Consider the following 26,717-nt stretch of genomic DNA (forward strand, 5'->3'; position numbering starts at 1 on the left):
GTTTGGGAGCGGCCCTTTCTTGTGTCTGCAATGGACTTAGAAGTGGAAACCAACCGTCGCGCGGAAGGAGTCGATCGACAGATCCTGATTGCTCAGACGCATGTTGGTAGTACCGCCCTGACGGACGAACGGGTTCGTTGCCGGAGCAGTGCCTTGCGTGACGCGAACATAGGTGTCATCGTCGTTATAACGCGTGTGCAGATACTCAACGCCGAACGACAGGTTGTCTGTGATCATGAGCTCTCCGCCCATGCCGATCTGACCACCGAACTGCCAATCGTCTTCATCGATAACTTCGAATGCGTTGGCTGTGTTCGTCGTGGCGAAATCGTGGTCGATCTTGCCGTACACGACACCGCCGGTTGCGTAGAGAAGGCCACGGCCATCACCCGGCGAGATTCCGAGACGACCGCGAAGGGCAGCAGAGCCTTCGACCTCACGGCTGAAAGTGTAACTTGCAGGAGTGGTGCTGAAGCCCGTGGTGTAATCGGTTGCGCCGCCAAGCGTTCCTTCAAGGAGGACGCCAGCAACAGCGAAATTGCCTACTCGCGCATCATATCCGGCGCGGATGGAGCCGCCGAGAGCGGAATCGTCATCACCACAACCCTGAACCCGCTGGCTTCCCAATGCTTCACCCGCACAGTAGCCAGGCGAAAACGCATTGGCGCCGGTCGCGGTAGGAAGATTGATCTGAAAGTTTTCACCGCCAGTGGGATCAAAAACGATACGCTCGCTACCCGAATCATTCACGAAATCGCCGTTGAGCGAAGCCGAAACATAGGGGCCGGAGAAATAGTCACTATCCATGCCTGCATTATCCGACTGTGCGAACGCGGGCGAAGCCGCGGCGATCGCGACGATGGATGCAAGGTACATGCTAGACTTCATTAGGTATTCCTTTCAAATGCTCGCAGCCCTGACGAGTGAAAGAGGATTGAGTTCCACCTAATGGGGTCAGAAAAACTCTAAGTTTTACAAGTGTTGCCAACTTGTCACGATCAACCAAGGCACATCCCGCACAATCCGCCTAACCGCAGGGCCTGACTAAGAGTTAATCGACGCGATTTCAGCTAAAACAAGACCGGCATAAATTGCTGCGCCTCCGAAAAACGGCAGGAAGAAGCTGCGCCTCTCAGCGGGTAGTTCCTCCTTCAAAACCAGCAACACCACTCCTCCCGCCACGAAAGCGAAAAGGCAGGCTATGATAATTTGTGGCAATACGAAAAGAAGGCCCAACAGCCAGCCAACCAGTGTAGCCATAACCAGCACCCAACGGGCTTTGCTGTCATATGCTTCCGGATGCTCTGTTCTGGTGCCGAAGTCGGCCGTGACGAAATGAAGCGTCATGGCGCCGAAATACAGACCAAGACCAAGAGCAGTCTGGTCCTCGCGATGATTCAGAAGGTAGGAAATCAACGCGACGAGTAAAGCGCTGGCGCCAACATGCAACCAGAAGACCGGCTCACGCGGCCGCCCATCTGCCTGTTCCTCACCCCTATCCTCGCGCGATCTGGAAAGCGCGCGCTCCAGACCGTAGAAAAGAACCAGCCCGACCAGCGCCAGGGTATTGACCAGGCTTTCGGCCATCATCGCAGGTAAGCCGGTTGCGCGCTCGAACGTAACCGAATGCGATCCAAGCTCGGGCAGAATGTGCAGAAAGACGTAGCCGACAGCTACTCCGCCAGCGAAAGACAGCCATTTGCTGCGGGGCGTGCGCGCCAACCATTCAAGGTGACCAACAAAGAAGTGAACCGCGCAGAATGCGAGAGCCATGGCAAAGGTGATGACTGGCTGCTCCATAGCCCTGACCTTGCAAGAAAGCAGACCTCAGGCAACCCGCATCATGAGTGATTCTCCAGAGTGTGGCCAAGCCCCGTTACATTTGTTACGACCGCGGCCATGCAGACAGGAACTCTCATTTCCCTCACCCTCTATTTTGTCCTGATGATCGCCATCGGCCTTTGGGCCTGGAAGCGTTCTACAAATACGAGCGAAGGCTATCTTCTCGCCGGAAGAAACCTTCACCCGGCAGTAGCCGCTTTGTCGGCCGGTGCTTCCGACATGAGTGGATGGCTTCTCCTTGGCCTTCCCGGTGCGCTCTTTGCCGCAGGATTGGTCGAGGCCTGGATCGGCATAGGTCTTTTTGTTGGCGCCCTGGCCAATTGGGTCATTGTGGCTCCTCGCCTGCGCAAGCAGACCGAAGAGCTTGGAAATGCCCTGACGATACCCGAATTTCTGGCCAACCGGTTCCCGGAAAAAGCCACTGCACTGCGGGTGGTATCGGCACTGATCGTGGTGGTCTTCTTCGCCGTCTACACAGCTGCCGGCCTGGTTGGTGGGGGGCTTCTTTTTGAGACCAGCTTCGCCGGTATCATCCCCGATCTCGGGATGAGCGACTATATGGCAGGGATCTGGATTACCTGCCTCGTCGTCCTTGCTTACACGATGGTAGGCGGATTTCTGGCAGTGAGCCTGACTGACTTCGTGCAGGGCTGCATCATGGTTGTGGCCTTGGTGTTGATGCCGCTGGTAGTGATGTTTGGGGCTGGCGGCGAGGGTGGAGGCTCACTCACCGACGTTCCCGTCGAAGGTTTTCTCAGCCTGACGCAGGGCCTGACACTGCTCGGTTTCATCAGCGCGATAACGTGGGGGCTGGGATATTTCGGCCAGCCGCATATTATCGTCCGCTTCATGGCCATCGACACGGTCGAAAAGGTCAAAACAGCACGCAACATCGGGATGAGCTGGATGGGTGTCGCCCTGCTCGGCTCCATCGGCATCGGAATTGCCGGGCGCGCCTATACCGAACGTAACGGCATCGTGGTCGATAATCCCGAGACAATCTTCATCGTTCTTGCCAATCTTCTGTTCCATCCGATCGTGACCGGCTTCCTGCTTGCCGCACTTCTGGCCGCGATCATGTCGACCATCAGTTCGCAGCTTCTAGTTGCCTCATCGTCGCTTACGGAAGATTTCTACAAACTCTTTTTCCGCAAAAACGCCAGCGAACGGGAAAGCGTCAATGTGGGCCGCGTTTGTGTCGCGCTCGTGGCCCTGGCTGCGATCTGGATCGCCGGTGATCCCGAAAGCGAAGTCCTTGGCCTCGTCTCCAACGCATGGGCAGGGTTCGGCGCAGCTTTTGGTCCTCTCATCATTCTATCCCTGGTCTGGAACCGGATGACTGGCGCTGGTGCCGTCGCCGGGCTTGTTGTCGGCGCCGGCGTCGTTGCAGCATGGATTGCCTTGGGCTGGAACAGCGCGCTGCCCGGATTCGATGGAGGGCTTTACGAGATCGTACCGGGCTTCATCGCAGCCTGGCTGGCTACGTGGGCGGTGAGCAAGGCCACGTATCGGTCTCCCACACCGGTAGACGCTGGCTAGTCGCATCAGCTTCGCGTTTGGCAGGTGTTCAGCGGATTGGTATAAAGCGTGGCAATGCGTCGAATTACTCTGATCGCGTCGATCGCCTCACTGTCGCTGGCAGGATGCGGGACTGCGCCAGAGCCCCGCGAAGCCGCCTCGCCTGCACCAGCAGCAGGGCGCGGCTCTGCAAATTGGGAGCGGCCTCAAGCCCAGCTGTGTTTGGCGCAACTTGGCAGCTCTGGCGCTCAGTTTGCGCCTCTTCCCGATCGGAGGGACGGTGGGGGATGCGCCGCCCTCGACAGTGTCAAACTGGATCGCGTTGGTGGGGATCTAGGGCCATTGACGGTAACCAATCTCGGACCGCTGGCCTGCCCTCTGGCCAACAGCTTCGCGGCCTGGGCGCGATACGGGGTAGACCGCGCCGCGCGTCAAATTCTGGGCAGTCCGATCGTGCAGATCGAGACGATGGGCAGTTATTCTTGCCGCAATGTTGCGGGGACTACGCGCCGCTCAGCACATTCTCGTGCCGAAGCTATAGATATCGGCGCATTCGTTCTCGCCGATGGGCGCCGCATTACCGTGAAGTCAGGCTGGGATGCCGGCCGCGATGAGCGAGAGTTTCTCCGGACAGTGCATCGCAGCGCCTGCAAGAGGTTCGGCACGGTTTTGGGGCCAGATTACAATACCGCCCACAAGGATCACTTTCATCTCGAACACGGCGATGGCAGCTTCTGCCGATAAAAGCGGCTAAGCTACCCCCACCATAACGGTATTCTTCTCCAGATCTGCCTCCAACCGGAGCCGTACGGCCTCTGCCGCATGTTGCGCTCCAAGCTTACTCATCATGTTGGCGCGATGAATTTCCACCGTACGAGGACTGATGTTCAGTTCGAGGGCAATCATCTTGTTGCTCCGCCCTTCGGAAAGCCAATCGAGCACTTCGCGTTCGCGGGGGGAAAGGCTGGCAATCCGGTTCCGGGCCTCGATCATCTTGCGCCGAGCGTCGGCATAGGCATGGGCTTCGCTCGAAATCTGATCGACAGCATCGCGCAGCCGTTCCTTTTCCAGAGGAAGCCGGAGATAATGCATCGCCCCGGCCTTGATGGCGGCGACGACCTCGCAAGGATCAGGATCGGCCGATGTGCCGATCACCGGCATCCAATGCTCTGTCAGGGTCACCGCCCTCAAAACCTGCGCCACCCCGTTGGCCGGATTGTCGTCCCTCGCAAGAACAACTCCTTTACGCGGCAGAAAGGACATCAATTCACCAACATCCGCATAGATTTCGCAATGATAACCAAGTTCGTGACCCATTCGGGCCTGCTCAGCGCGCGAACTTGTCGACCCATCGACGATGTGGAGTATTGTTCGCTGTTTCATGCTTAACACCCTATGCGCACTCAGGGACATTGCGCAGTCCGTAATTTTACGGATAGAGCCTAAAACATGCTGAATTAAAAGGCCTTTATCAGGTAGAAACTAGTCGATATCCCCGCCCGACAAGAAAAAGAACGTGGCATTGATCAATTAGGCCAGAAGCAATGCTAACCGTCTCCGCGGTAGAAACTGTAATCGGGAAGCGAGTGGAACGCGTTCTTCAGGGCATCTCCCCATCCCGCAGAGATTACCTGAAAATAGCTGTCATCTTGGGAGATACGATGTTCGTGAATCGCTTCATAACTGTCGCGCGTTATGACTTGCAGATCTAGTGGCAAGCCAACGGAAAGATTGGCCTTAAGCGTTGAATCGAAGCTGACCATAAGTAACTTCACGCCGTCTTCCAGGCTCATCTGGCGGTCATAGCCGCGAATGATGATCGGCCGCCCATACTTGGTTTCGCCGATCTGAAAGAAAGGCGTATCCAAACTGGCTTCAATGAAGTTCCCTTCGGGATAAACCATGAAGAGCCGCGGCTCCATTCCCTTGATCTGCCCTGCAACAATAATGGAAGCAGTGAAACGGCCTCTTCCCCGAGAGCCGTTCGCATCCTGACGCTGCCCGATGATATCCCGCATCAGATTCCCGATTTCGGTTACGACCTGAAACATAGTCGGCGATTTGAGCAGGATATTATCGCGCTCCTCGGGTTCCTTGGTCCGCTCTTCCAGTTGGCTGATCACAGCCTGCGTCGTCGCCAGATTGCCCGCGGTCATCAAGGTAATGATGCGGTCTCCAGGCACCTGCCAGGTAAACATCTTGCGGAAGACCGAGATGTTATCGACACCTGAGTTAGTCCGCGTGTCGCTCATCAGGACGAGCCCCTTGTCGAGCTTCATTCCCACACAATAGGTCATTAGGTACTTCCGTTACTGCTGAATTTGTTGCTGCTCGACCTGCACATCCACTTCGAGCACTTGGGTCGTATTACCGAAGCTTATGCCCGTCACTGGGGAGGCATCGCGGTAATCGCGCCCGGTTGCCACCCGCACATACCGCTCATCGGGACTTATTCCATTGGATATGTCGAAGCCAACCCATCCAAGTCCTTCGACAAAAGCTTCTGCCCATGCGTGAGTTGCTTCCTGATCGATGCGATCGTTCATCATGAGATAGCCGGAGATGTAACGCGCCGGCACATCCAATGCGCGCGCCGCCCCGATGAAGATGTGGGCATGGTCCTGACAAACGCCGGTCCGTGCCGCGTAGCTTTCTTCCGCAGTCGTATTCCAATCGGTTGTACCGATACGGTATTCGACCCTTTCGAGTGTCGCCTGCGAAAGCGCATGGAGCCTGTCCAGAGGCGTTCCTTCGAACTTGCGCAAGTCATCGATCAGCTTCTTCATGCCCGGGCCTGGCCGCGTTAGGCGGGTTTGCGAAAGGAAGCTCCACAGGGGCAGATGTCCCGAATGCCGGCCGATTACACCTGCATGATCATGCGTGTCCACCCGGCCGCTGCACGTGATCGTCACCTCGCGCGTCCCAGGTTCCACACCGACCAGCGTAGTCGTGTTGTGGTGCTGGTCTTCATAGGTAATCTCTTCGCGCGCGTTCTCATACTCCATCGACCAGTCGAGAATTTCCTGACCCTGCGTCTCCTTCGGGGTTAGGCGCAGTCGCTGCAGGGCGTGAACCACCGGATTGTCGAAGTGGTAGCGAGTGGTGTGCTTGATCGAGAGGCGCATCAGGAAAGGAACCTGTAATCTGCAGCTATCGCATTGCCGATCGCTGCATTCGAGGAAGTGAAATCCAGGAGAAATTCGTGCAATCCCTGGTCGAAAATCTCGTCGATACTCAGATTGGTCAGGCGCATGTCCGCATCGCGCATGAGCGCGTTGCTTTGGCCCTCGCTGCCATGGATCCTTGCGAGAGCCGCCAGATTGGCCCGCAGTTCGGAATGGCAGAAGGCGAGACTGCGCGGAAAGCGGTCATCCAGAATCAGGAATTCGCAGATACTGCGCGCGTCGACCTGGGCTGCATTGAGCCAGCGATAGGCACGGTCACCCGAAACCGATCGCAGGACCGTATCCCATTGACCCGTATCGAGGCTCGAGCCGACGTAGGACAGCGATGGCAGCAAAAGATAGTATTTGATGTCGAGAATGCGGGCGATCGCATCGGCGCGTTCCACGAACATGCCCGTCAGTGCGAAATGATAGCCTTCCTCGCGCAGCATCGAGCCTTGCAATGCGCCCCGGGCCAACGTGCCCGCCCTGCGGATGGTGGCCACGGTTTCGAGAACACGGTTCTCGCCCACTGGTTTTGCGAGCTGCTCGTCGATCATGAGCCAGTTTTCGTTGATCGCTTCCCACAATTCGCCGCTGATCGCATTGCGCGATAGCCGCGCGTTTTGGCGCACGAGACCGAACATCGACAGGATGCTTGCAGGATTTCCTGTCTCACGCAGGAGAAAGTTCCATGCCTGCATGCCGGTATAGCTGGCGTGCTTCGCTTCATAGGCCTGCCGCTGCCCTGAAGTCGCAATCACGGATCGCCATTCTTCCTCAGCGGTCACAAGATCGCGCGTAAGCGCCATCCGAAGTCCGGCATCCAAGAGGCGAGCGGTGTTTTCGGCGCGCTCCAGATAGCGGAACATCCAGAAAAGGCCGTTGGCTGTGCGCCCTAACATGTCGTTTCTCCCGCCATATCAGTCTTTCAGCACCCAGGTATCTTTGGTGCCGCCCCCCTGGCTGGAATTCACGACCAGTGACCCCTCCTTCAGCGCGACACGCGTCAGTCCCCCCGGCGTGATGTCGATCTTGTCGGGGGACATGAGGACAAAGGGCCGCAAATCGACATGTCGCGGGGCAAGACCCTTCTTGGTGAAGATGGGGCAGGTCGAAAGCGAAAGCGTTGGCTGGGCGATGTAGTTAGATGGGTTGGCCACGATTTTAGCGCGGAATTCCTCGACTTCCTTCTTCGTCGCAGCGGGCCCTACCAGCATGCCGTAGCCGCCCGACCCGTGCACTTCCTTGACGACGAGTTCGGCCAGATTGTCGAGCACATATTTGAGGCTGTCCTCATCGGCACAGCGCCAGGTCTGGACATTCGGCAGCAAGGGCTTCTCGCCGGTATAGAATTCGACGATCTCCGGCATGAAAGAATAGATCGCCTTGTCGTCGCAAACACCCGTTCCTGGCGCGTTGGCGATGGTAATGCCGCCAGCACGATAGACGTCCATGATGCCGGGCACGCCCAACACGCTGTCTGGATTGAACGTGAGAGGGTCGAGGAACTCATCGTCGACCCGGCGATATATGACATCAACTGCCTTGTATCCGCTGGTCGTACGCATCGCGACCCGGCCGTCGATGACGCGCAGGTCGCTGCCTTCCACCAATTCGGCACCCATCTGGTCGGCCAAAAACGCATGTTCGAAATAGGCCGAGTTGTAGATGCCCGGAGTGAGGACCGCCACGACCGGCTTGTCGCCTGCACAACTCGGCGCACAAGCGGCAAGGCTTTTGGCCAGACGGCGCGGATAATCCGACACGCTTTCCACCTGGCAGCGCAAGAAAAGCTCGGGAAACATCGCCATCATGGTTTCGCGGTTTTCGAGCATGTAGCTGACCCCCGAAGGGGTCCGGGCGTTGTCTTCCAGAACATAGAATTCATCCGGCCCGGTACGCACCAGGTCGATCCCGGTGATGTGCGTGTAGACGCCGCCGGGCGGAGTGAAGCCGACCATGTTGGACAGCCATGCCTCGTTGTTGCGGAGCAAGCGCTGCGGCAGACGTCCAGCGCGCACGATTTCCTGCCGGTGGTAGAGATCGTGCATGAAAGCGTTGAGAGCCGAGACTCGCTGTTCGATCCCGCGCGATAGTCGGCGCCATTCAGCGGCGTCGATGATGCGGGGGACCATGTCGAACGGGATCAGCCGCTCTTCCGCCTCGTCTTCGCCGTAGACGTTGAAAGTGATGCCGGTCTTGCGAAAATTCGTTTCCGCTTCCGAGTGCTTGCGCCGCAGAAGCTTGGGATCCTGCCCGTCATACCACTGGCAATAGTTTGAATAGGCGGACCTTACCGACCCATCTGGCTCGCGCATTTCGTTGAAGAATTCGGCTCCGCCGCTCATGTGCCCCCTGGATGCAAGCTGACCCACATGACGGAATGTCCGCGGCCTTATCCGAATAAAGGGTTCAGTCGCGGTCCAGTTCCGAAAGAAGCGCCGTCATGGCCTCATTCGTCATGACGAAACCCATGTGGGTACAGCGCAGGGCGACGGCGCGATCGCGCTCATTCGGTTTGCCACAGGCGCATTTCGGCGCCACTATTCCGTCGCAGGGACTCCAGAAAGCCACTGTTTCTACAGGAGGTTTCTCGGAAACGACGGTGTCGATCTCGGGCTCGTCGACGCGGTGGCCGGCGATGGCCTGGTAGGCGCGCCAGCCGTTGTTGGCGCGGGGGCTGCCCGAGAAGGGGGAACCCATGGTGACGACTTTGGCGACCCTTTCGGGATGCAGCTTCGCCAGTTCGCGCGCCATCACCCCGCCCAGGCTCCAGCCCACCAGCGTGATCGGCTCACGGCGCTTTTTATACAGCTTTTTCAAGCGCTTCTCGACCCGCTTGAAGCGCCATTCGGTCGCGCCGAGGTTGTATCCCAGCCCCCAGCGCTTGGCTTCATGGCCCGCTTTTTCGAGCTGCCTGGCCATCCAGCGCATGCGGATTGGGTGCGCGCCGAAGCCCGGCAGGAGCATCACAGTCTGCGGTTTTGCCGCCGGTTTTATTCCGATTTTGGGCCCGAACACCCTCTTGATCGGCAGGAATGGATACAACCACTCCCGGAAAAACAGCCGGAGACTGGGCGGACGCGCATCGTCCGCGCACGGTTCGGCCGCCAGCGCCAGCCGGCGGCCCCATTCAGCGCGTTGTTCGTAAAAAGGTAAGGTCGCCATCGTGGAGCTATAATGCGCTCTCACGATGGCGGGTTCCTGAACGGATCAGCCTTCCTTCGCGCAGTCACCGACGCGGGTCATGCCGATCTTCATCGTGGTGGTCTTTTCCTGGCCGTCCGCAGTCGGCTCAGCCACGCGCATGGTCATCTGCGAGGAAGTGCCGGTCGAGGTGGTATCGATATTGACCTTGGCATCGCCGTTCTGCCCCTTGCAGGTCATGTCGCCGCGCATGCCGCCTTCATCGGCGGTCATGTTCTGGACCGTGCAATTTCCGTCCTGCAGACCCTGCGCGATGCCGGCCATGCCTTCATTGGCCTCTTCCTCGGTCAGGCAGCGCGCCGGGGCCATCCCGCTCATCGAGGAGAAGAACTGCTTGGCCTGCGCGATTTCTTCCGCGCTCATGGTCGGGTCGGTCAGATCGACCAGTTCCATGTTCATCTTGTATTCGCCGGGCTGCAGCGGGCGGACCTTTTCGGCGGCCTGCTTCGCTTCTTCGGTGGAAACCGTGCCGTCACCATCGGCGTCCACTTCGTCGCTGCCGGAAGAACAGGCGGCCAGCGCAAGAGCGGCACAGGCGGTGGTCACGAAACGAAGCATGGGCATTGATCCTCTGAATAATTCGGCTGCGGCGCTAGCATATCCGGCCGGCGCGTAACAGGCGTTGCAGCCCTGCCCCGCGTTCCCCATATGTGCGCCTATGACAGAACCCACCACTGGCCTCGTAATTCGCAGGGGACTGGAAGAACCGGATACCACCGGCGATTTCGTCCCGCACAAGCCCGCGCGGCCCGAAAAGTCGATGCCGGGCAAGGCGTTCAAGCTGGTCAGCGAATATACCCCCAGCGGGGACCAGCCCACCGCGATCGCCGAACTGGTGGGATCGGCGCGCGAGGACGAGAAGACGCAGGTCCTGCTGGGCGTCACCGGTTCAGGCAAGACCTTCACCATGGCCAAGGTGATCGAGGAATTGCAGCGCCCCGCCCTGATCCTGGCGCCGAACAAGATCCTGGCCGCGCAGCTCTATGGCGAATTCAAGAGCTTCTTTCCCGAGAACGCGGTCGAATATTTCGTCAGCTATTACGATTACTACCAGCCCGAAGCCTATGTCCCGCGCAGCGACACCTATATTGAGAAGGAATCCAGCGTAAACGAGGCGATCGACCGGATGCGCCATTCGGCCACCCGCGCCCTGCTGGAACGCGACGATGTGATCATCGTGGCCTCGGTATCCTGCCTTTACGGTATCGGATCGGTCGAAACCTATTCGGCGATGATCTTCGACATCAAGACGGGCGATACCGTCGACCAGCGCGAACTGATCCGCAAGCTGGTGGCGCTGCAATACAAGCGCAACGACGCCGCCTTTGCCCGCGGCAACTTCCGCGTGCGCGGCGACAATCTCGAAATCTTCCCGAGCCACTATGAAGACGTGGCATGGCGCGTCAGCTTCTTCGGCGACGAAATCGAGCAAATCAGCGAATTCGACCCGCTGACCGGCAAGAAGGGCGCGAGCCTGGAAAAGGTCCGCGTCTATGCCAATTCGCACTATGTCACGCCCGGGCCGACGATGAAGCAGGCCAGCGAGGCGATCAAGTTCGAGCTGACCGAGCGGCTGAAGGAACTGCATGCCGAAGGCCAATTGCTGGAGGCGCAGCGGCTGGAACAGCGCACCAATTTCGATCTGGAAATGATCGCTGCCACCGGTTCTTGCGCGGGGATCGAGAATTACAGCCGCTTCCTGACCGGCCGCCTGCCGGGCGAACCGCCGCCGACGCTGTTCGAATATCTGCCCGAAAACGCGCTGCTGTTCGTCGATGAAAGCCACCAGACCGTGCCGCAGATCGGCGCGATGTCGAAGGGCGACCACCGGCGCAAGATCACGCTGGCCGAACACGGCTTCCGCCTGCCCAGCTGTATCGACAACCGCCCGCTGCGCTTCAACGAATGGGACGCGATGCGCCCGCAGACCTTCTGCGTTTCGGCGACGCCGGGCACATGGGAGATGGAACAGACCGGCGGCGTGTTCGCCGAACAGGTCATCCGCCCCACGGGCCTCATCGATCCGCCGGTGGAGATCAAGCCGGTCGAGGACCAGGTCCAGGATTGCATCGAGGAATGCAAGAAGACCGCCAAGATGGGTTACCGGACGCTGGTCACCACGCTGACCAAGCGCATGGCCGAAGATCTGACCGAATTCATGCACGAAGCGGGCGTGAAGGTTCGCTATATGCACAGTGACGTGGAGACGCTGGAGCGTATCGAACTGATCCGCGATCTGCGCCTGGGCGTCTATGATGTGCTGGTGGGCATCAACCTGCTGCGCGAAGGCCTCGACATTCCCGAATGCGGGCTGGTCTGCATTCTCGATGCCGACAAGGAAGGCTTCCTGCGATCCGAAACCAGCCTGGTGCAGACCATCGGCCGCGCCGCGCGTAACTTGGAAGGCCGCGTGATCCTTTATGCCGACCGCATCACCGGCAGCATGGAACGCGCGATGGCGGAAACCGACCGCCGCCGCGAAAAGCAGAAAGCCTATAACGAAGAACACGGCATCACGCCGCAGACCATCAAGCGCGATATCGCCGATATCGTGGCACATAGCGCCGCGCAGGACGGCGTGACCGTTGACACGGGCGATGCCGAGCGCAACAATCTCGTCGGCCATAATCTGCGCGCCTATATCGAGGATCTGGAAAAGCGGATGCGCAAGGCCGCCGCCGATCTGGAATTCGAGGAAGCCGGCAGACTGCGCGACGAGATCCGCCAGCTGGAAAACGACGAGCTTGGCCTGGACGATGCAGAGAAGAAGGCTCCCCGCGTCGGCCGCAGCGATGCGGGCCGCCCGGGCACGCGCAAGGATCGTTACGGCAAGACGCGCTATAAACGGATGGGCGGCAAACCTTGACGCGTAAAGCCGTAAAATAGCGCGGACCAGTTTGCAGTGCTAACGTCCATGGAAATACTTTCAGGACGTGATGATGACCCGTATCGAAAAGCTCTACGAAAGACTTATCGCCACTCCGCGCGCGCCGCTCAGCTTTCGGGATTTCGAAAAATTGCTACGGGCTTTTGGCTTTGAGCATGACCGAACGAAAGGCAGTCACCAGATTTGGGTTCACGCCAAGGTTCCTCGCCCTTTTCCTATTCAGCCGAGCGGGAAAGAGGCCAAAGCCTATCAAGTGCGCGAATTCCTTGAACTGGTAGAGGAACACGGCCTATATATGGGTCCGTGAACGAACCACATTATCATATCAATCTGTTCTGGTCCGCCGAAGACCAATGCTGGATCGCGGATGTGCCCGATCTCAAGCCATGCTCCGCGCACGGAGATACCCGCGCGGAGGCTCTTGCCAACATCGATTCCGCGATCGAGGGCTGGATAGAAACCGCGAGAGATCGAGGCTTCCTGATTCCCGAAGCGCAATATCGCCCCGCAATCTATGCCGTTGGCTGATTCTGGAAAAGCACCGTCTTAGCTTTCTTTCGGCAGTCACTCGGCAAGGCCCGCTATAAACGGATGGGCGGCAAACCCTGATCGACGAGCGTATTTGACGCTCCTTCGCGGCGGCAGGCATAGGTTATCCCGATTGAGGGGATTTGCCATGATGACCAGCCGCCGCCCGATTTTCCGGGTCCTTGCCGCCAGCGCCTTTGCGCTGCTGCCCGCCGCCGCCATGGCGCAGGACGATGCCAAGCCCGCCGCCAGCGCGGCAGCCGAAGCGGTGGAGCCGCAGGTCCGCACGCAGGACATGACCGGCACATTCGGCGGCCAGCGCATATCCTACCGCGCGACCGTATCCGACACGGTGCTGAAGGCGGATGACGGCACGCCCGAAGCGGTGATCGTGACAACCAGCTATGTGAAAAGCCCGCGCGATGCCTCGCGCCCGGTGTTCTTCATCTATAACGGCGGGCCGGGATCGGGATCGGTCTGGCTGCAGATGGGCGCATGGGGGCCCAAGCGCGTGGCCATTCCTTCCGATGCGAAGGACGACGGCGCGCCGCCCTATCCCATCGTCGACAATCCCGACAGCCTGCTCGATGTCGCGGACCTAGTCTTCATCGATCCGCCGGGCACCGGTTTCAGCCATCTTACGGAAGGCACCGACCCGAAGAAATATTACGGGCTGGAAGAAGATGCGCAGGCCGTGGCCAAGGTCATCCGCCTGTGGCTGAACGAGAACGGGCGCTGGAACAGCCCCAAATATCTGGGCGGCGAAAGCTATGGCACCACCCGCACCGCCATGGTCGCGCGCGAGCTGGAAGGGCGCACCTATAACGATGTCGGCCTCAATGGCCTGATCCTGGTTTCGACCATCCTCGACTTCGCGGCGCGCGAGCCCACGCCGGGCAATGAGATGGCCTATGTCATGACGCTGCCCAACATGGCCGCGGCGGCTTGGTATCACGGCAAGGCGCAGGCCCCCTCGGTCGAGGCGATCGTGGAAGACGCGCGCCGCTTCGCCATCGGGCCTTTCGCCACCGCCCTGCTGAAGGGGCAGGATCTGCCCGCGGCGGAACGCGCCTCGGTCCGCGCCGAGATGGCGCGGCTGACCGGTCTTTCGGAAACCTATCTCGACAATGCGGATCTGCGCGTGACCGCCCCGCGGTTCTACAAGGAATTGCTGCGCGATCAGGGGCTGACCATAGGCAGGCTCGATGCGCGCTATACCGGCACGGATTTCGACAGCGCCGGGGAATATCCCGATGACGATCCCAGCTTCTACGGCATCGATGCGGGCTATACCGCCGCGATCAACAGTTGGCTGCGCGATGGGCTGGGTTACCGGACCGACCGCGAATACCAGTCGATCGGGTCCGATCCTGGCATGAACTGGAACTGGTCGCTATCGGGCCGCCAGCGCGGGGCCTATCTCAACGTCGCGCCCTTCGTGGGCGAGGCGATGCGCAAGAACAGCGGATTGCGCACCTTCGTGGGCCAGGGCTGGTACGATTTCGCCACGCCTTTCTTCGGCGCGGAATATTCGCTCAACCGGACCGGCATTCCGCAGGACCGGGTGGAGTTCCATTATTACGATGCCGGCCACATGATGTATATTCGCGACGAGGACCGGGCAAAACTCTCTGCCGATTTGCGCGCCTTCATCCGCGCCCGTTGACGCTGGGAGAAAGCTGGGCATAGGGGCGCACATGGTTCGCACACTCGCATTGCTTCCCCTGCTCGCCCTGGCTGCCTGCAAGCCGCCCGCATCGGACGATTACCTCGCCCGCGCGGTCATCAAGGAAGAACGCACCGCCCCGCGCGCGCCGATCGCCTCGCCCGACACCGAAGGCGCGGCCTGGGCCCCCAGCCCCAGGAGCGGGCGGTTGCTCTACGGCCTGCCGGGGCAAGCGCCCCTGCTCTCGCTCGCCTGCCAGGACGGGCAGCTGGTCTATACGCGTTATGTCGCAGCCGATGCCAATGCAAAGGCGGTGCTGGCGCTGATCGGCAATGGCCATGTCGAACGCCTGTGGGTCGATGCCGAACAGGACGGTGCGGAGGGCAGCGAGGCGTGGCTGTGGCGCGGGCGGACCGCCGCCGACGATCCGCGGCTGGAAGTGCTGACCGGACGCAACCGCGTCGAGGCGACGATTCCCGGTGCGGGCTCGGTGATCCTCAACGCCAGCAATGCGCCGGGCGATTTCATCAACCGCTGCATCAATTCGCTGGGCGAGCGGGACGCGCCGGAAGCACTGCCGGGGGCCGAACTCAGCGAGCCGAAAGCGGGGAATCCGTTTCTTCCCGCGCCCGATCAGCCAAAAGATCCGGCGTAAGGACCTGCGGCAATTGCTCGGCCTCGGCGCCGGGTGAATACCACAGGTAAAGCGGGACGCCCGCCGCGCCCTGCTGGGCAAGGAAGCTCGCAATCTCCTCGTCGCGCCGCGTCCAGTCGCCGCGCAGGGTGATGACACCCGCCTCCTCGAACGCCCGGCGAGTCTGCTCGCGTTCGATGGCGACGCTTTCATTGACCTTGCAGGTTACGCACCAGTCGGCGGTGAACCACACGAATACGGGTTTGCCCGAGGTGCGCGCCTCGGCCAGCGCGGTTTCGGAAAAGGGCCGCGGGGCGAGCAGGCTGTCCTCGGTGGATGCGCGCGGCTGCGGCTGGGGGAAGAGGGAGATGGCGAAAATTGCCAAACCAACGATGCAGGCGAAGAATATCTTGCCGCCGCCCAGCCCCCTGCCCTGTCGCTGACCCAATAAGGCGAGCAGCGCCAGCAGGATGACCGTCAGCACGGCAAGCAGGATCAGCCACAGATCGTCGGCAATCCGCCATAGCAGCCATGCCAGCGCCAGCACGGTCAGCCCCATGGGCAGCGCCATCCAGCGGCGGAACCGTTCCATCCACGGCCCCGGCCTGGGCAGTTTCCTCCGCCACGCCGGGATGAAGCCGAGCAGCAGGAACGGCAGCGCCAGCCCCGCCCCTAGCGCGGTGAAGATTGCGAAGCCTTCCACCGGGCGCAGCACCAGCGCCGCGCCGAGCGCTAGCGCCATGAACGGGCCGGTGCACGGCGTCGCCACGAATGCCGCCAGCAGGCCGGTCCCGAACGACCCGCGCATCGAGGCCCTGCCGCCCGCGATCGCCATGCCCGGCACCTGGAACAGGCCGAGGAAATTCGCCGTGATGGCGACCGCCAAGAGGAACAGCGCGCCGACCACGCGCGGCTCCTGCAGCTGGAAGGCCCAGCCCACCTGCTCCCCCGCCGAGCGCAGCGCGAGGATCGCCGCCCCCAGCCCCGCACAGGCGAGCACCACGCCCGCCGTATAGGCCAGCGCATCGCGCCGCGCCGACATCTCGTCGCCCCCGGCCTTGGCCAGCGCCAGTGCCTTGAGGCTCAGGATCGGGAAGACGCAGGGCATGATGTTGAGCAGCAATCCGCCGCCCAGCGCCGCCAGCAGCAACACCCACAGCGCAGGCACCTGCGCCCCGCCGCCGCTGATCGGCTTCACTCCTTCCAGAGGCACGTCCCCCTGAACCGCGCCGAAGCGCAGCCCCTGTCCCTTGCCGAAGGAGAGGATCCCCTCGATCCGTTCCGGCAGCGGCGCGGCATCGAAGCCCGGGCGGCGCTTTAGCGGCAGTTCCACGACCAGCAGATCGCCTTCCCGGATGAAAGTCTGCACGGCGGCATAATCGGGCGCGAGGCCGCTGCCGAAATCGGCGGTCTTCATGAACAGATGCAAATCGCCCACGTCCAGCTCGGCAGGCAGCGGCACGCCCACGCGCAGCCGGTCGCCCGAAACCTCATAGACCGCATCCCGGTCGAGCAGCGGCGCCACGGCGGCCTGCCACTGGCGAAAATCGCCGCCTGTGCGCGCCCGCAGCACGGCATCCTGCGGCACACATATCCGGTCGGTACAGGCGAGGTAGGAAACGAACCCCGTCACCGGCGGCGCGGCGGCCACATCCGCCCCCTGCGGCACCTCTACCGGCACGAGGACGGCATAATCGCCTTCGTAGATATGGTTCATCAGCCCGGAAATGGTCAGCACCTGAGGCACCGGATACAGTGGTTCGCCCGCCTGCCAGCCTTGCGGCAGATCCAGTTCGAGCGACATGCCCTGCCCCGCATCGCCCGGATTGGACCAATAGCCATGCCACTCAGCGCTCGACGGCGTGAAATGCAGCGCCAGCATCCAGGTTTCGCCCGCCACCGGCTCCCCATCGGCGCGCAGTTCGACCGCGATATTGCCGCCACCGAAGCGTGCTTCTCGGGCCGACAGCGTGGACGGGACAAAACAGGCAAGCGCAATCAGGAAAGCGAGCCAAAAAGCGCGCATCACGTCCATTGTCCTTGCGTCGGTCACGCTCAGCGCATTAGGGATTGCCCCCATGACAGACAAGCGCGACTTGCTCATCCTCGGCGGCGGCCTCGTCGGCACCACACTGGCGCTGGCGGCGGCGAAACAGGGGCTTTCGAGCCACCTCGTCGACCGGGCCGACCCGGCCGATCTCACTGCGGAGGGCTTCGACGGCCGCGCCTCGGCGATTTCGACGGCGAGCTGGCGCCTCTTCCGCAATATCGGCCTGGCCGAAACGCTGGAACCGCATGGCTGCCCGATCGAAGCGATCGCGGTGGTGGACCAGATGAAACCGGGCCGCATCGATTTCCGCCCCGAACCACACGAAGGTTCGCTGGGCCGCATGTTCGCCAATCGCCAGCTGCGCATCGCGCTCTACGATGCCGCTAAGAACGAACCGCTGATTGCCATGCATGCGCCGGTCGAAGTGGTGGAGCGCCACCGCGATGCCTTTGCCGTCAGCGCCACGCTGGCAGACGGCACGGTGCTCGAAGCCGATCTCCTGATCGGTGCCGAAGGTCGCGGTTCCCCCACGCGCGAGGATGCCGAGCTGAAAATGGCGAGCTGGGATTATTCGCACCGCGCGATCATCACCGGGCTCAACCATTCCAAGCCGCACGACGGCGTGGCGTGGGAGATCTTCTACCAGGACGGGCCCTTTGCCCTGCTCCCCATGCTCGACGGTCCGGAGGGCGAGCATCGCAGCGCGCTGGTATGGACGGTGGATGAAAAGGATGCCGCTGGCGTCCTGAAGATGGGCGACCGTGCCTTTCTCGCCGAAGTGGAAAAGCGGATGGGCACCATCCTGGGCGAGCTTGCCCTGAACAGCGGGCGTTCTTCCTATCCGCTCAGCTTCCAGCACACGGTGCGCATCGTGGACCAGCGCATGGCGCTGATCGGCGACAGCGCGCACGGGATGCATCCGATTGCGGGCCAGGGCCTCAATCTCGGCCTGCGTGACGTTGGCGCGCTGGTCGAAGTGCTGGGCGATGCCCGCAGGCTGGGCCTCGATCTGGGCGATGCGCAGGTGCTCGAACGGTATGAAAAGTGGCGCGCGCTCGATTCCGTGATGGTGATGGGCGCAACCGACACGCTGACACGCATTTTCGGCGTCCCCGGCAAGACCGCCAGCGCCGTGCGGCGGCTGGGCATGGCCGGGGTCCAGCGGACCGGGTGGCTCAAGAAGTTCTTTATGGACGAAGCGCGCGGCGTTTCGGGAGACGTTCCAGAGCTGATGAAGGGCTGAGGCCTATTCTTCCGCCGGGCTGGGCTGCGATATGCGATTGCCCGCGCCATCGCGCAGGCGGCGCGGCTCCAGCACGGCAGCGGTTTCGATCAGGTCCAGCGCCCGCTGCGTCGCGGCATAGCGTTCGGCATCGCGCAGCCACCCTTGGGCATTGCGCGCGCCGGGCATGTTGCGCACTTCGGCGATGGCGGAACTGGTCCGCCCGCTCATCAGGAACAGCCGCGCGCGCTCGATACGCATTTCCGGCTGGGGAGATGGCGCGCTTTCGCGGCGGACGGTGAACAGGGCGCCGAGTTCTTCGGTGAAGCGTTCGAACCCGCCGCGCTGATCACCCGACTGAAGCTGCGGCGACAGCCCGTCGAGGCGGGCGGTAAGCTGATCGAGCGTCACCGGATCGCGCGAGAATGTCAGGATCGTGTTGACGGCGTTGGGCAAGGCATCGCCGAAGCGCAGCCGCAACTGATCCGCAAGATAGCCCAGCTGCGCCCCCTTATCGATGGCGCGCCGGATGGCGAAGGCAATCAGCAGCCCTTCGGACCGCGCGGCATTGCCGGCAGCGGCCTGCGCCTGCAGATCGAGCCGGGCCAGACGCTGTTCGGCGGCGGCCAGCCGCTGGTCGATGCCGCCCTGCTGTTCGGCCATCTGCTCGACCGTATCGGCGGCCTGGGCACGCTCGGCGGCGCTGGGCATGGGGCTTGGTGATCCGGTTGCGCGCGGTTCTTCGGCGACAGTCTGCGCCAGCTGCTGGGCCGGCTCTGCGCCGTCCTGGGGCACGCGGTCGCGCCACGCGAAATAGCCGACCGCGCCCGCGCCCAGCGCGAAAGACGCCATCAAGGCCAGTAACACAGGCTTCACGCTGCTGCGACGTGCGCGCCGATTAGTCGAAAAATCGTCCATTCCGCTCCAATTCGCGAACCCCGCTCAGCCTTGGCACAAACCCTGCGCCATGGCCAGTAGCTCGGCATCGAGCGGCTGGGGCGCGGTGTGTACGGCCTCCCAGCCCTTGCCCGCCATACCTGCTATGCGCGGGCCGAGCGCGGCCACGGTAATGGTCTTGCGGTCGATGCCCAGCCGGTCGCATTCCTCAATGAGACGGCCAGCCGCCTCGCCCGAATGAAGCAGCGCCACCCCGCCCTGTTCGCGCAGCAGCTTGCTGACCGAAGGAGACATCTGCAGCGCCCGTGTCCGGTAGACCACGCGGGTGTCGATCTCGATCCCCTTGGGCCTGTCCAGATCGATCATCTTCTGGCCGGCAAGCCGCAGGAAGCGAAGTTCGCGCCCGGCAATTTCGTCGAGCACGTTCTGGAGCCCGCCCTTGCCGGTCTTCGTGACCATGAAGCCTTTTTCGCGCGCGCCTTCCGCTGTTGCCTCGCCCACCGCATAGACCGGCAGGCCGGCAAGCTTGTCCAGCCCCGCCCCGCCGTGCCGGAAGACGTTCGAACTGCCTACCAGCAGTGCATCGTATTCCTTGCGGTCGGGCGCGCTCCATTCGACCGGTTCGACCTTGAACAGCGGGCAGCCATAGGCATCGAAGCCCGCCGCATCGGCAGTCTGCAGCGTAACGCGCAGGCCCGGTTCGGGGCGGAAGACGAACAGCGGCCGGGTCATGCCGCGCCGCCGAAATGCACCGCGACATGCTCTGGCGCTTCGGCCAGCAGATCGCGCGCCAATTGCCGTGCGCCGTCAAGATCGCGGGGCGCGAAGCGGCCTTCGCGCGCAATGCGGATCGCGCCATCGGGACTGTAGATGGCGGCTTGCAAGTGCAGATCATCGCCGTCGCGCCGGGTCAGCGCAGCGATGGGGCTGTGGCACGTGCCCCCCAGCCCTTCGAGCAGCGCGCGTTCTAGCATGACTTCCTCGTTGCTGGGGCCGTGGTCGATGGCGGCAAGTATCTCGCGCGTCTGATCGTCGCCCGCGCGGCATTCGAGCCCGATGGCCGCCTGAGCCGGAGCGGGCAGCCATTCTTCGGGATCGAGCCTTGTACCGACCGAATTTTCGCCCAGCCGCGCCAGCCCGGCGGCAGCCAGGAAAGTCGCGTCGGCATCGCCTGCATTGAGTTTTGCCATACGCGTGGCGACATTGCCCCTGATGCCGACCACTTCAAGATCGGGGCGGGCATTCAGCAATTGTGCGGCACGGCGCGGCGCGCTGGTGCCGACGCGGGCGCCCTGCGGAATGGCTTCGAGCGAGCTTGCGCCCAGCAGCACGTCCGCCTTGTCCGCGCGCGGCAGGATCGCGCCGATCGCGATTTCCGCGGGGCGGATCGTCTCTACGTCCTTCATCGAATGGACCGCCGCATCGATCCGGCCTTCCGCGAGCCAGATATCGAGCTCGCGCGTCCACAGCGCCTTGCCGCCGATATCGGCCAGCGGGCGGTCCTGGATCTTGTCGCCGCTGGCGATCACCGGGACCAGTTCGACGAGGTTTTCATCCCAGCCATGCGCGGCGCACAACCGGGCGCGCGCCTCGTGCGCCTGCGCCATGGCAAGCGGTGAGCGACGGGTTCCAAGGCGGAAGGGAGCGGGTGCTGGCGTTCTGTCTGACATGGCGCGCGCTTGCCCTAGCGAGCGATAACGCTAAGGGAAAGCGCAATGACACTGGTTCTGGGCATAGAAAGTTCCTGCGACGAAACCGCCGTGGCCGTGGTCGATGGCGATCGGCGCATCGTGGCGCAGCGCATCGCCTCGCAGGATGAAGAACACGCGCCCTTCGGCGGCGTGGTCCCCGAAATCGCCGCGCGCGCCCATGCCGAGCGGCTCGCCCCCATGATCGAGGCTGTGCTGGGCGATGCCGATGTCGCGCTGGGCGATCTGGACGGGATCGCCGCCACCGCTGGCCCCGGCCTGATCGGCGGCGTGATGGTCGGTCTCGTCAGTGCCAAGGCGCTGGCCATGGCGAGCAATGTCCCGCTGATCGCGGTCAACCATCTGGAAGGCCATGCGTTGAGCCCCCGCCTGGCCGATGGTGAGCTCGGTTTTCCTTATGCCTTGCTGCTGGTTTCCGGCGGGCACTGCCAGATCCTGCGGGTGGACGGCGTGGGAAGCTATCGGCGCCTTGCCACCACGATCGACGATGCGCTGGGCGAAGCTTTCGACAAGACCGCCAAGATCCTCGGCCTCGGCTTTCCCGGCGGGCCTGCCGTGGAACGCACCGCGAAGGAAGGCGATGCGAAAGCAGTCCCTCTGCCCCGCCCGATGGTCGGCAGCGGGGAACCGCATTTCAGCTTTGCCGGACTGAAAAGCGCCGTGCTGCGCGCGCACGAGAGCGGCAAGTACAAGTCCGAAGACATCGCCGCGAGCTTCCAGCAGGCGGCGATCGATTGCGTGGTCGACCGGCTGCGGATCGCGCTGGCGGAGATGCAGGATTGCGAGACACTGGTGGTGGCAGGCGGCGTGGCGGCCAACGCTTCGGTCCGCGCGGCGCTGGAAGCGCTGGCCTCGCAGCACTCGATGCGCTTCACCGCGCCGCCGCCCAAGCTGTGTACCGACAATGCGGCGATGATCGCTTGGGCGGGGATCGAACGGCTGGGGCTACCCGATTTCGCCGGTGATCCGCTCGACATCTCGGCCCGGCCGCGCTGGCCGCTCGATGCCGGGGCGGAACCGGTGCGCGGGGCAGGAGTGAAGGCATGAAGACGGGTGTTCTTGGCGCAGGCGCATGGGGCACGGCGCTGGCGCAGATGGTGGCGAGCGACGGCAGCGACGTGCTGCTGTGGGCGCGCGAGGCGGCGCTGGTGCAGGAAATCAATTCCAGCCGGACCAATTCGACCTATCTGCCCGGCGCGACACTTGCGCCGGGTATTCACGCGACGGACGACCTTGCCGAAATGGCCGGTCTGGATACGCTGCTGGTGGTCACTCCGGCGCAACATATGGGCGGCGTGCTCGAAGCCATGCCCGGCCATCCGCGCGACCTGATCCTGTGTTCCAAGGGGATCGAGGCCGGTTCGGGCCGGCTGATGAACCATGTCGCCCGCGACACGGCGCCCGGCAGCGAGATTGCTGTGCTTTCCGGACCGACCTTCGCCCATGAAGTTGCCGCCGGCCTGCCGGCCGCCGTGACTCTCGCCTGCAGCGGCGGCAAGGCGCAGTGGAAGCGCATCTCCCCCGCCATCGCGCGCCAGGCTTTCCGTCCCTATTATTCGGACGATGTAACCGGCGCGGAAATCGGCGGCGCGGTGAAAAACGTCCTCGCGATTGCCTGCGGCGTGGTCGACGGGCTGCAGCTTGGCCAGAATGCCCGCGCCGCGCTGATCGCGCGCGGCTATGCCGAAATGCTGCGCTTCGGCGAGGAAAAGGGCGCGCGGGCGGAAACGCTCACCGGCCTGTGCGGGCTGGGCGATCTCGTCCTCACCTGCTCCTCCACCTCCAGCCGCAATTTCTCGCTCGGCAAGGCGCTGGGCGAAGGCCAGAGCGCGCAGGACCTCATGGCCGACCGCCGCACGGTCGCCGAAGGCGCGCATACCGCGCCGGTGCTGGTGGAACTCGCGGCGCGCCACGGGATCGCCATGCCGATCGTCACGGCGGTCTACGATTTGCTGCGGGGCGATGATCCGCGCGAAGTCGTGCAGGGCTTGCTTGCCCGTCCGCTGAAGGCCGAACAGGAAGCCGCCGGGTGACAGAAGCCACCAATGACGAAGACCTGTCCGCTCTCGCCAAGGGCGGCAAGCAGAACGTCCTCGGTTTCCTGCTGCGGCTGCTGGCGCGCATTCCGTTCCTCTTTATCGCGGGCCGTCTCTACGGTCTTGATGCCACGGGGCGGTTCGCCTCCGCGCTGGTGGTGGTCGAACTGACGGCGCTGATCTGCGCCATGGGCGAAAAGCGCGGCCTCGCCCAGCGGCTGTCCGATGGCGAAAAATACCATCCCGCCAATCTCGTCTATGACGGGATGCTGCTGGCGCTGCTGTTTTCCGGGATCGCTGCCGCCTTCTTCTGGCTGGTCCCTGCCCCGCTCTTCCCGAGCGGCGAATATACCGAGCTTGACCGGCTGATAGTGCTGGCCATTCCCGGCTATGCGCTGACCGAAATCGTGCTCGCCGCGCAGGCCTATAAATACGACATTGCCACCACCGTTCGCGCGCGGGCGATCGTGGAGCCCTGGACCATCTCCATCGCAGCGGGCACATTCTATTTCGTGCCCGTGCTGTCTAAATCGGGCCTGTCGATGGCCTATCTCGTCTCGATCTATGCGGGCCTGGCCACCGGGCTATGGGCCTTCTTCCGCAGTTATGGGAAGCCGCTGGGCTGGCGGCCCAGCCCAAATTACATGGGCAAGATCGTGCTGCGCGCCCTGCCGCTGGCCACCGCCGACGCGATCGAATGGGGCACACGCCGGGTCGACGTCTTCATCCTCGGCCTGTTCGCCGCGCCTTCCGCCGTCGGCGTGTATTACATGGCACAGCAGGTCGCCAGCCTGCCGCAGAAACTGAAGACCAGTTTCGAGCCCATCCTTGGCCCGGTCATCACCAAGAACCTCAAGACCAAGAATTACGCGGCCATCGCCAAGCAGGTCTGCCAGGTAGGCTTCTGGATCATCGCCGCGCAGGCGGGCATCGGGCTTGCGCTGGGCGTTCCCGGCGAAGCGATCATGGGTCTGTTCGGGCCGGATGCCGTGGGCGGCACCGGCGCGCTCGCTTTATTGCTGCTGGCCGAAGTGGTGGCCGCGACCGCCGTCGTTTCGGAAGCCGTGCTGGTCTATGTCGCACGGGTTCGCAACCTGTGGATCTCGATTGCCACGATCGCCTTGCAGGCCGTGCTCACCATCATCCTTATCAAGGTGGTCATGGCTTATGGCTATGGCGAGCCGTTCAAGGCAGCCGCCGCAGCCATGGCGTTGATGATTGCGCTCGGCGTGGCCAGCCTGGTTAAGGCCCTGCTGCTGACCAAAATCCTCGGCCACGGGATCAACAACTGGCGCTGGGCGCTCGTCTATGCTGCCGCGCCGGCGACGCTGGTGGGCTATCTGGTGACCTATCTGCCCGAATGGGCTGAACTGGCGCTGGGTGTCCCCGCAATCCTGGCGACCTATGGCTACGTGATCTGGAAGCGCGGCTTCGGCCCGGAAGATCGCGTCCTCTTTAGTCGAAAAAAGGCCAAATCGGGCGACGAGACGCTGCCCGACCAGCAAGCCTGACAATCTAAAATTTCCATCATCATATCAGCCACTTATCGTGGTTTGCAGCGCTGTGCGCCAAACCGATCACGCAACGCCAATTGACTAATGCCCTATTTTAGCCACAATTAAGCCATCAATTCGCCTTAATTTATGAGATAACATCACTGCTTAGGGAAACTATCATGGAGAGGAAGGCGATGGATAACCGGACACGATTCGTGGGGGGTGCCATGTCGCTTCTCGCAACATCCTCGATGATTCTTGTGATCGCCGGATGCTCACAGGATGGTGACGCCGAAATAGAGCATGTCACCACACTCGACATCGCCGAACCGGCTTACGCCCCCGCCGCGATCGAACAGGCGGAAATGGTGGCGGAAAGCCGCTACGCTCCGGGCGTGCCCTCGGCGGGTATGCCATCCGATCTTTTTATCAATCGGGATGAGAACCGCGAACGCTATTCCGGGAAAGATGTCTCGGCAATCAGGATTGCGGCGAATGAGCCTGTTTCCACCTTCTCGGTGGATGTGGACACGGGCGCCTATGCCAACACCCGCCGGTTTCTCACCTCCGGTGCGCTGCCTCCGGAATCGGCGGTGCGGACCGAAGAACTGATCAATTATTTCCGCTATGACTATCCGCGGCCGACCGATCGCAGCAAACCTTTCTCGGTCACGCTCGATGCTGCCGCCAGCCCTTGGAATCCGGCAGCACGGCTCGTGCGCATCGGTCTGCGCGGGTACGATCTGCCGCGCGCCGAGCGCCCGGCGGCCAATCTGGTTTTCCTGGTCGATGTGTCTGGGTCGATGAACGACCGGGACAAGCTGCCGCTGGTCAAGCAGGCGCTCTCCGGCCTCGCACGGGAAATCTCGCCGCAGGACAAGGTATCCATCGTGACTTATGCCGGCACCACCGGGGTGCTGCTGGAACCGTCCAGCAATCCTGCCGAAATCCGCGCGGCCCTGGCGCAATTGCAGTCGGGCGGCTCGACAGCGGGCGCTGCCGGTCTGGATCTCGCCTATGCCATGGCCAAGAAGGGTTTCATAAAAGGCGGCGTGAACCGCGTGATCCTGGCGACCGACGGCGATTTCAATGTCGGCATCTACGATACCGATGCCCTGATCCAGAAGATCGAGAAGCAGCGCGATAGCGGTGTAACCCTGACCACGCTGGGCTTCGGCACCGGCAATTACAACGAGGCGATGATGGAACAGATCGCCAATCACGGGAACGGCAATTACGCCTATATCGATACGCCGATGGAAGCCCGGAAAGTCCTGCGCGACGAAATGAGCTCCACGCTCTTCACCATCGCGAAGGATGTGAAAATCCAGATCGAATTCAATCCTTCGGTGGTGAGCCAGTATCGCCTGATCGGCTATGAAAACCGCGCCCTTCGCGAAGAGGATTTCGCCAATGACGCCGTGGACGCAGGCGATATCGGTGCCGGGCATCAGGTGACGGCAATCTATGAAGTGATCCCGGCAGGGGCCAAGGGATGGGTTTCCGACCGGCGGTATCAGGCTGCGGCAAAAACCACGCCCGGCGTTCACGCTTCCGAGGCGGCATTCGTGCAACTGCGCTACAAACTGCCTGATGGGGAAAAATCGCGCCTGCTCCAATATCGCCTGCCCGCATCCGCACTGAATACGCGCCAGGCACCCCGCGGCGATTTTGCCTTCGCCGCCTCGGTTGCGGCCTATGGGCAAAAGCTGCGCGGCGATACGCTGCTGGCCGGCTATAGCTGGGACGCGGTGGAAGGTCTTGCCGGCAGGCAGGACGAATATCTGCGCCAGGAATATCTGGCACTGGTGGAAACGGCGGCGTCCCTGAACTGATTGCGCTGAACTGATTGCCAATC

At 62.3% G+C, this 26,717-nt stretch carries 25 protein-coding genes; 12 read left to right on the forward strand and 13 right to left on the reverse strand.

Translation table 11 applies throughout. The annotated features are described in order from the left end of the window. Positions 1–36: 36 nt before the first annotated feature. Both ACI2I1_RS02390 and ACI2I1_RS02395 read right to left on the reverse strand, forming a co-directional pair. Entirely contained in the window at positions 37–888 is an 852-nt protein-coding gene (locus ACI2I1_RS02390) for an outer membrane protein (protein ID WP_404677752.1), read from the reverse strand. Between the two features lie 156 nt (positions 889–1,044). Further along, positions 1,045–1,800, reverse strand: coding sequence for a hypothetical protein (locus ACI2I1_RS02395; protein WP_404677753.1), 756 nt, complete (start codon positions 1,798–1,800; stop codon positions 1,045–1,047). Between the two features lie 99 nt (positions 1,801–1,899). Between ACI2I1_RS02395 and putP the strand changes: the two genes are divergently transcribed. Then, entirely contained in the window at positions 1,900–3,381 is a 1,482-nt protein-coding gene (gene putP, locus ACI2I1_RS02400) for a sodium/proline symporter PutP (RefSeq protein WP_404677754.1), read from the forward strand. 54 nt (positions 3,382–3,435) lie between these two features. After that, positions 3,436–4,104, forward strand: a complete 669-nt coding sequence (locus tag ACI2I1_RS02405) for an extensin family protein (RefSeq protein WP_404677755.1) — start codon at positions 3,436–3,438, stop codon at positions 4,102–4,104. Positions 4,105–4,110: 6 nt separating this feature from the next. Here the strand turns inward: ACI2I1_RS02405 and ACI2I1_RS02410 are convergent, their stop codons facing one another. The 7 genes from ACI2I1_RS02410 to ACI2I1_RS02440 all read right to left on the reverse strand — a co-directional run bounded on the left by ACI2I1_RS02410 (position 4,111) and on the right by ACI2I1_RS02440 (position 10,292). After that, positions 4,111–4,743 carry a response regulator transcription factor gene (locus ACI2I1_RS02410; RefSeq protein ID WP_404677756.1) on the reverse strand — a complete coding sequence of 211 codons (633 nt, stop codon included), beginning with the start codon at positions 4,741–4,743 and terminating at the stop codon, positions 4,111–4,113. A gap of 164 nt (positions 4,744–4,907) precedes the next feature. Further along, positions 4,908–5,657, reverse strand: coding sequence for a peptidase (locus ACI2I1_RS02415; RefSeq protein ID WP_404677757.1), 750 nt, complete (start codon positions 5,655–5,657; stop codon positions 4,908–4,910). Between the two features lie 12 nt (positions 5,658–5,669). Beyond that, positions 5,670–6,485 (reverse strand): transglutaminase family protein, encoded by an 816-nt coding sequence (locus ACI2I1_RS02420; RefSeq protein WP_221542895.1) that lies wholly within the window; start codon positions 6,483–6,485, stop codon positions 5,670–5,672. Continuing rightward, positions 6,485–7,429: an alpha-E domain-containing protein gene (locus tag ACI2I1_RS02425; protein ID WP_221542894.1), complete on the reverse strand. Its 945-nt coding sequence runs from the start codon at positions 7,427–7,429 to the stop codon at positions 6,485–6,487. The genes ACI2I1_RS02420 and ACI2I1_RS02425 overlap by 1 nt, the downstream gene beginning before the upstream one ends. Before the next feature lie 18 nt (positions 7,430–7,447). Continuing rightward, the gene (locus tag ACI2I1_RS02430; RefSeq protein WP_221542893.1) at positions 7,448–8,875 is read right to left on the reverse strand and encodes a circularly permuted type 2 ATP-grasp protein; all 1,428 of its coding nucleotides are present in this window, start codon (positions 8,873–8,875) and stop codon (positions 7,448–7,450) included. A gap of 64 nt (positions 8,876–8,939) precedes the next feature. Further along, complete coding sequence (locus ACI2I1_RS02435; protein WP_404677758.1) at positions 8,940–9,695, reverse strand: esterase/lipase family protein; 756 nt, start codon at positions 9,693–9,695, stop codon at positions 8,940–8,942. A gap of 45 nt (positions 9,696–9,740) precedes the next feature. Then, complete coding sequence (locus ACI2I1_RS02440) at positions 9,741–10,292, reverse strand: DUF3617 family protein (protein ID WP_224812008.1); 552 nt, start codon at positions 10,290–10,292, stop codon at positions 9,741–9,743. Positions 10,293–10,392: 100 nt separating this feature from the next. On the opposite strand from ACI2I1_RS02440, the gene uvrB reads away from it, so the two are divergent. The 5 genes from uvrB (at position 10,393) to ACI2I1_RS02465 (ending at position 15,470) form a co-directional block, all read left to right on the forward strand. Continuing rightward, positions 10,393–12,600 carry an excinuclease ABC subunit UvrB gene (gene uvrB / locus ACI2I1_RS02445; RefSeq protein ID WP_404677759.1) on the forward strand — a complete coding sequence of 736 codons (2,208 nt, stop codon included), beginning with the start codon at positions 10,393–10,395 and terminating at the stop codon, positions 12,598–12,600. Between the two features lie 70 nt (positions 12,601–12,670). After that, entirely contained in the window at positions 12,671–12,928 is a 258-nt protein-coding gene (locus ACI2I1_RS02450) for a type II toxin-antitoxin system HicA family toxin (protein WP_404678317.1), read from the forward strand. After that, a complete protein-coding gene (locus ACI2I1_RS02455; RefSeq protein ID WP_404677760.1) occupies positions 12,925–13,149 on the forward strand; it encodes a type II toxin-antitoxin system HicB family antitoxin in 225 nt (74 codons plus the stop codon). Before ACI2I1_RS02450 ends, ACI2I1_RS02455 begins: the two co-directional genes overlap by 4 nt. 148 nt (positions 13,150–13,297) lie before the next feature. Continuing rightward, positions 13,298–14,815 (forward strand): S10 family peptidase, encoded by a 1,518-nt coding sequence (locus ACI2I1_RS02460; protein ID WP_404677761.1) that lies wholly within the window; start codon positions 13,298–13,300, stop codon positions 14,813–14,815. Between the two features lie 31 nt (positions 14,816–14,846). Then, complete coding sequence (locus ACI2I1_RS02465; protein WP_404677762.1) at positions 14,847–15,470, forward strand: hypothetical protein; 624 nt, start codon at positions 14,847–14,849, stop codon at positions 15,468–15,470. Here ACI2I1_RS02465 and ACI2I1_RS02470 read toward each other — a convergent pair. Then, entirely contained in the window at positions 15,406–17,475 is a 2,070-nt protein-coding gene (locus ACI2I1_RS02470) for a protein-disulfide reductase DsbD family protein (protein WP_404678318.1), read from the reverse strand. The two genes, ACI2I1_RS02465 and ACI2I1_RS02470, sit on opposite strands and share 65 nt — an antisense overlap. A 52-nt stretch (positions 17,476–17,527) precedes the next feature. Here ACI2I1_RS02470 and ACI2I1_RS02475 point away from each other — a divergent pair, with 52 nt between their 5' ends. Next, the gene (locus ACI2I1_RS02475) at positions 17,528–18,742 is read left to right on the forward strand and encodes an FAD-dependent monooxygenase (RefSeq protein WP_404677763.1); all 1,215 of its coding nucleotides are present in this window, start codon (positions 17,528–17,530) and stop codon (positions 18,740–18,742) included. A gap of 3 nt (positions 18,743–18,745) precedes the next feature. Here ACI2I1_RS02475 and ACI2I1_RS02480 read toward each other — a convergent pair whose 3' ends face one another. The 3 genes from ACI2I1_RS02480 to hemC all read right to left on the reverse strand — a co-directional run bounded on the left by ACI2I1_RS02480 (position 18,746) and on the right by hemC (position 21,288). Beyond that, entirely contained in the window at positions 18,746–19,597 is an 852-nt protein-coding gene (locus ACI2I1_RS02480) for a hypothetical protein (protein ID WP_404677764.1), read from the reverse strand. A 66-nt stretch (positions 19,598–19,663) separates the two neighbouring features. Further along, positions 19,664–20,350 (reverse strand): uroporphyrinogen-III synthase, encoded by a 687-nt coding sequence (locus tag ACI2I1_RS02485; protein WP_404677765.1) that lies wholly within the window; start codon positions 20,348–20,350, stop codon positions 19,664–19,666. After that, positions 20,347–21,288 carry a hydroxymethylbilane synthase gene (hemC, locus tag ACI2I1_RS02490; RefSeq protein ID WP_404677766.1) on the reverse strand — a complete coding sequence of 314 codons (942 nt, stop codon included), beginning with the start codon at positions 21,286–21,288 and terminating at the stop codon, positions 20,347–20,349. Before hemC ends, ACI2I1_RS02485 begins: the two co-directional genes overlap by 4 nt. 45 nt (positions 21,289–21,333) lie before the next feature. Between hemC and tsaD the strand changes: the two genes are divergently transcribed. The 4 genes from tsaD to ACI2I1_RS02510 all read left to right on the forward strand — a co-directional run bounded on the left by tsaD (position 21,334) and on the right by ACI2I1_RS02510 (position 26,694). Beyond that, on the forward strand, positions 21,334–22,374 hold the full coding sequence (tsaD, locus tag ACI2I1_RS02495) for a tRNA (adenosine(37)-N6)-threonylcarbamoyltransferase complex transferase subunit TsaD (RefSeq protein ID WP_404677767.1): 1,041 nt from the start codon (positions 21,334–21,336) through the stop codon (positions 22,372–22,374). Continuing rightward, positions 22,371–23,360, forward strand: coding sequence for an NAD(P)H-dependent glycerol-3-phosphate dehydrogenase (locus ACI2I1_RS02500; RefSeq protein ID WP_404677768.1), 990 nt, complete (start codon positions 22,371–22,373; stop codon positions 23,358–23,360). The genes tsaD and ACI2I1_RS02500 overlap by 4 nt, the downstream gene beginning before the upstream one ends. Further along, entirely contained in the window at positions 23,357–24,874 is a 1,518-nt protein-coding gene (locus ACI2I1_RS02505; protein WP_404677769.1) for a lipopolysaccharide biosynthesis protein, read from the forward strand. Before ACI2I1_RS02500 ends, ACI2I1_RS02505 begins: the two co-directional genes overlap by 4 nt. 236 nt (positions 24,875–25,110) lie before the next feature. After that, positions 25,111–26,694, forward strand: coding sequence for a von Willebrand factor type A domain-containing protein (locus ACI2I1_RS02510; protein WP_404677770.1), 1,584 nt, complete (start codon positions 25,111–25,113; stop codon positions 26,692–26,694). Positions 26,695–26,717: the final 23 nt, after the last annotated feature.

Origin of the sequence: Qipengyuania sp. NPDC077563, from assembly GCF_044901345.1 — a bacterium.
Lineage (GTDB): Bacteria > Pseudomonadota > Alphaproteobacteria > Sphingomonadales > Sphingomonadaceae > Qipengyuania > Qipengyuania aestuarii.

Bases quoted from the DNA above. Each gene is read 5' to 3' on its own strand.
- ACI2I1_RS02390 (WP_404677752.1), bottom strand. From the start codon at position 888: ATGAAGTCTAGCATGTACCTTGCATCCATCGTCGCGATCGCCGCGGCT.
- ACI2I1_RS02395 (WP_404677753.1), bottom strand. From the start codon at position 1,800: ATGGAGCAGCCAGTCATCACCTTTGCCATGGCTCTCGCATTCTGCGCG.
- putP (WP_404677754.1), top strand. From the start codon at position 1,900: ATGCAGACAGGAACTCTCATTTCCCTCACCCTCTATTTTGTCCTGATG.
- ACI2I1_RS02405 (WP_404677755.1), top strand. From the start codon at position 3,436: ATGCGTCGAATTACTCTGATCGCGTCGATCGCCTCACTGTCGCTGGCA.
- ACI2I1_RS02410 (WP_404677756.1), bottom strand. From the start codon at position 4,743: ATGAAACAGCGAACAATACTCCACATCGTCGATGGGTCGACAAGTTCG.
- ACI2I1_RS02415 (WP_404677757.1), bottom strand. From the start codon at position 5,657: ATGACCTATTGTGTGGGAATGAAGCTCGACAAGGGGCTCGTCCTGATG.
- ACI2I1_RS02420 (WP_221542895.1), bottom strand. From the start codon at position 6,485: ATGCGCCTCTCGATCAAGCACACCACTCGCTACCACTTCGACAATCCG.
- ACI2I1_RS02425 (WP_221542894.1), bottom strand. From the start codon at position 7,429: ATGTTAGGGCGCACAGCCAACGGCCTTTTCTGGATGTTCCGCTATCTG.
- ACI2I1_RS02430 (WP_221542893.1), bottom strand. From the start codon at position 8,875: ATGAGCGGCGGAGCCGAATTCTTCAACGAAATGCGCGAGCCAGATGGG.
- ACI2I1_RS02435 (WP_404677758.1), bottom strand. From the start codon at position 9,695: ATGGCGACCTTACCTTTTTACGAACAACGCGCTGAATGGGGCCGCCGG.
- ACI2I1_RS02440 (WP_224812008.1), bottom strand. From the start codon at position 10,292: ATGCTTCGTTTCGTGACCACCGCCTGTGCCGCTCTTGCGCTGGCCGCC.
- uvrB (WP_404677759.1), top strand. From the start codon at position 10,393: ATGACAGAACCCACCACTGGCCTCGTAATTCGCAGGGGACTGGAAGAA.
- ACI2I1_RS02450 (WP_404678317.1), top strand. From the start codon at position 12,671: ATGATGACCCGTATCGAAAAGCTCTACGAAAGACTTATCGCCACTCCG.
- ACI2I1_RS02460 (WP_404677761.1), top strand. From the start codon at position 13,298: ATGATGACCAGCCGCCGCCCGATTTTCCGGGTCCTTGCCGCCAGCGCC.
- ACI2I1_RS02465 (WP_404677762.1), top strand. From the start codon at position 14,847: ATGGTTCGCACACTCGCATTGCTTCCCCTGCTCGCCCTGGCTGCCTGC.
- ACI2I1_RS02470 (WP_404678318.1), bottom strand. From the start codon at position 17,475: ATGCGCGCTTTTTGGCTCGCTTTCCTGATTGCGCTTGCCTGTTTTGTC.
- ACI2I1_RS02475 (WP_404677763.1), top strand. From the start codon at position 17,528: ATGACAGACAAGCGCGACTTGCTCATCCTCGGCGGCGGCCTCGTCGGC.
- ACI2I1_RS02485 (WP_404677765.1), bottom strand. From the start codon at position 20,350: ATGACCCGGCCGCTGTTCGTCTTCCGCCCCGAACCGGGCCTGCGCGTT.
- hemC (WP_404677766.1), bottom strand. From the start codon at position 21,288: ATGTCAGACAGAACGCCAGCACCCGCTCCCTTCCGCCTTGGAACCCGT.
- tsaD (WP_404677767.1), top strand. From the start codon at position 21,334: ATGACACTGGTTCTGGGCATAGAAAGTTCCTGCGACGAAACCGCCGTG.
- ACI2I1_RS02500 (WP_404677768.1), top strand. From the start codon at position 22,371: ATGAAGACGGGTGTTCTTGGCGCAGGCGCATGGGGCACGGCGCTGGCG.
- ACI2I1_RS02510 (WP_404677770.1), top strand. From the start codon at position 25,111: ATGATTCTTGTGATCGCCGGATGCTCACAGGATGGTGACGCCGAAATA.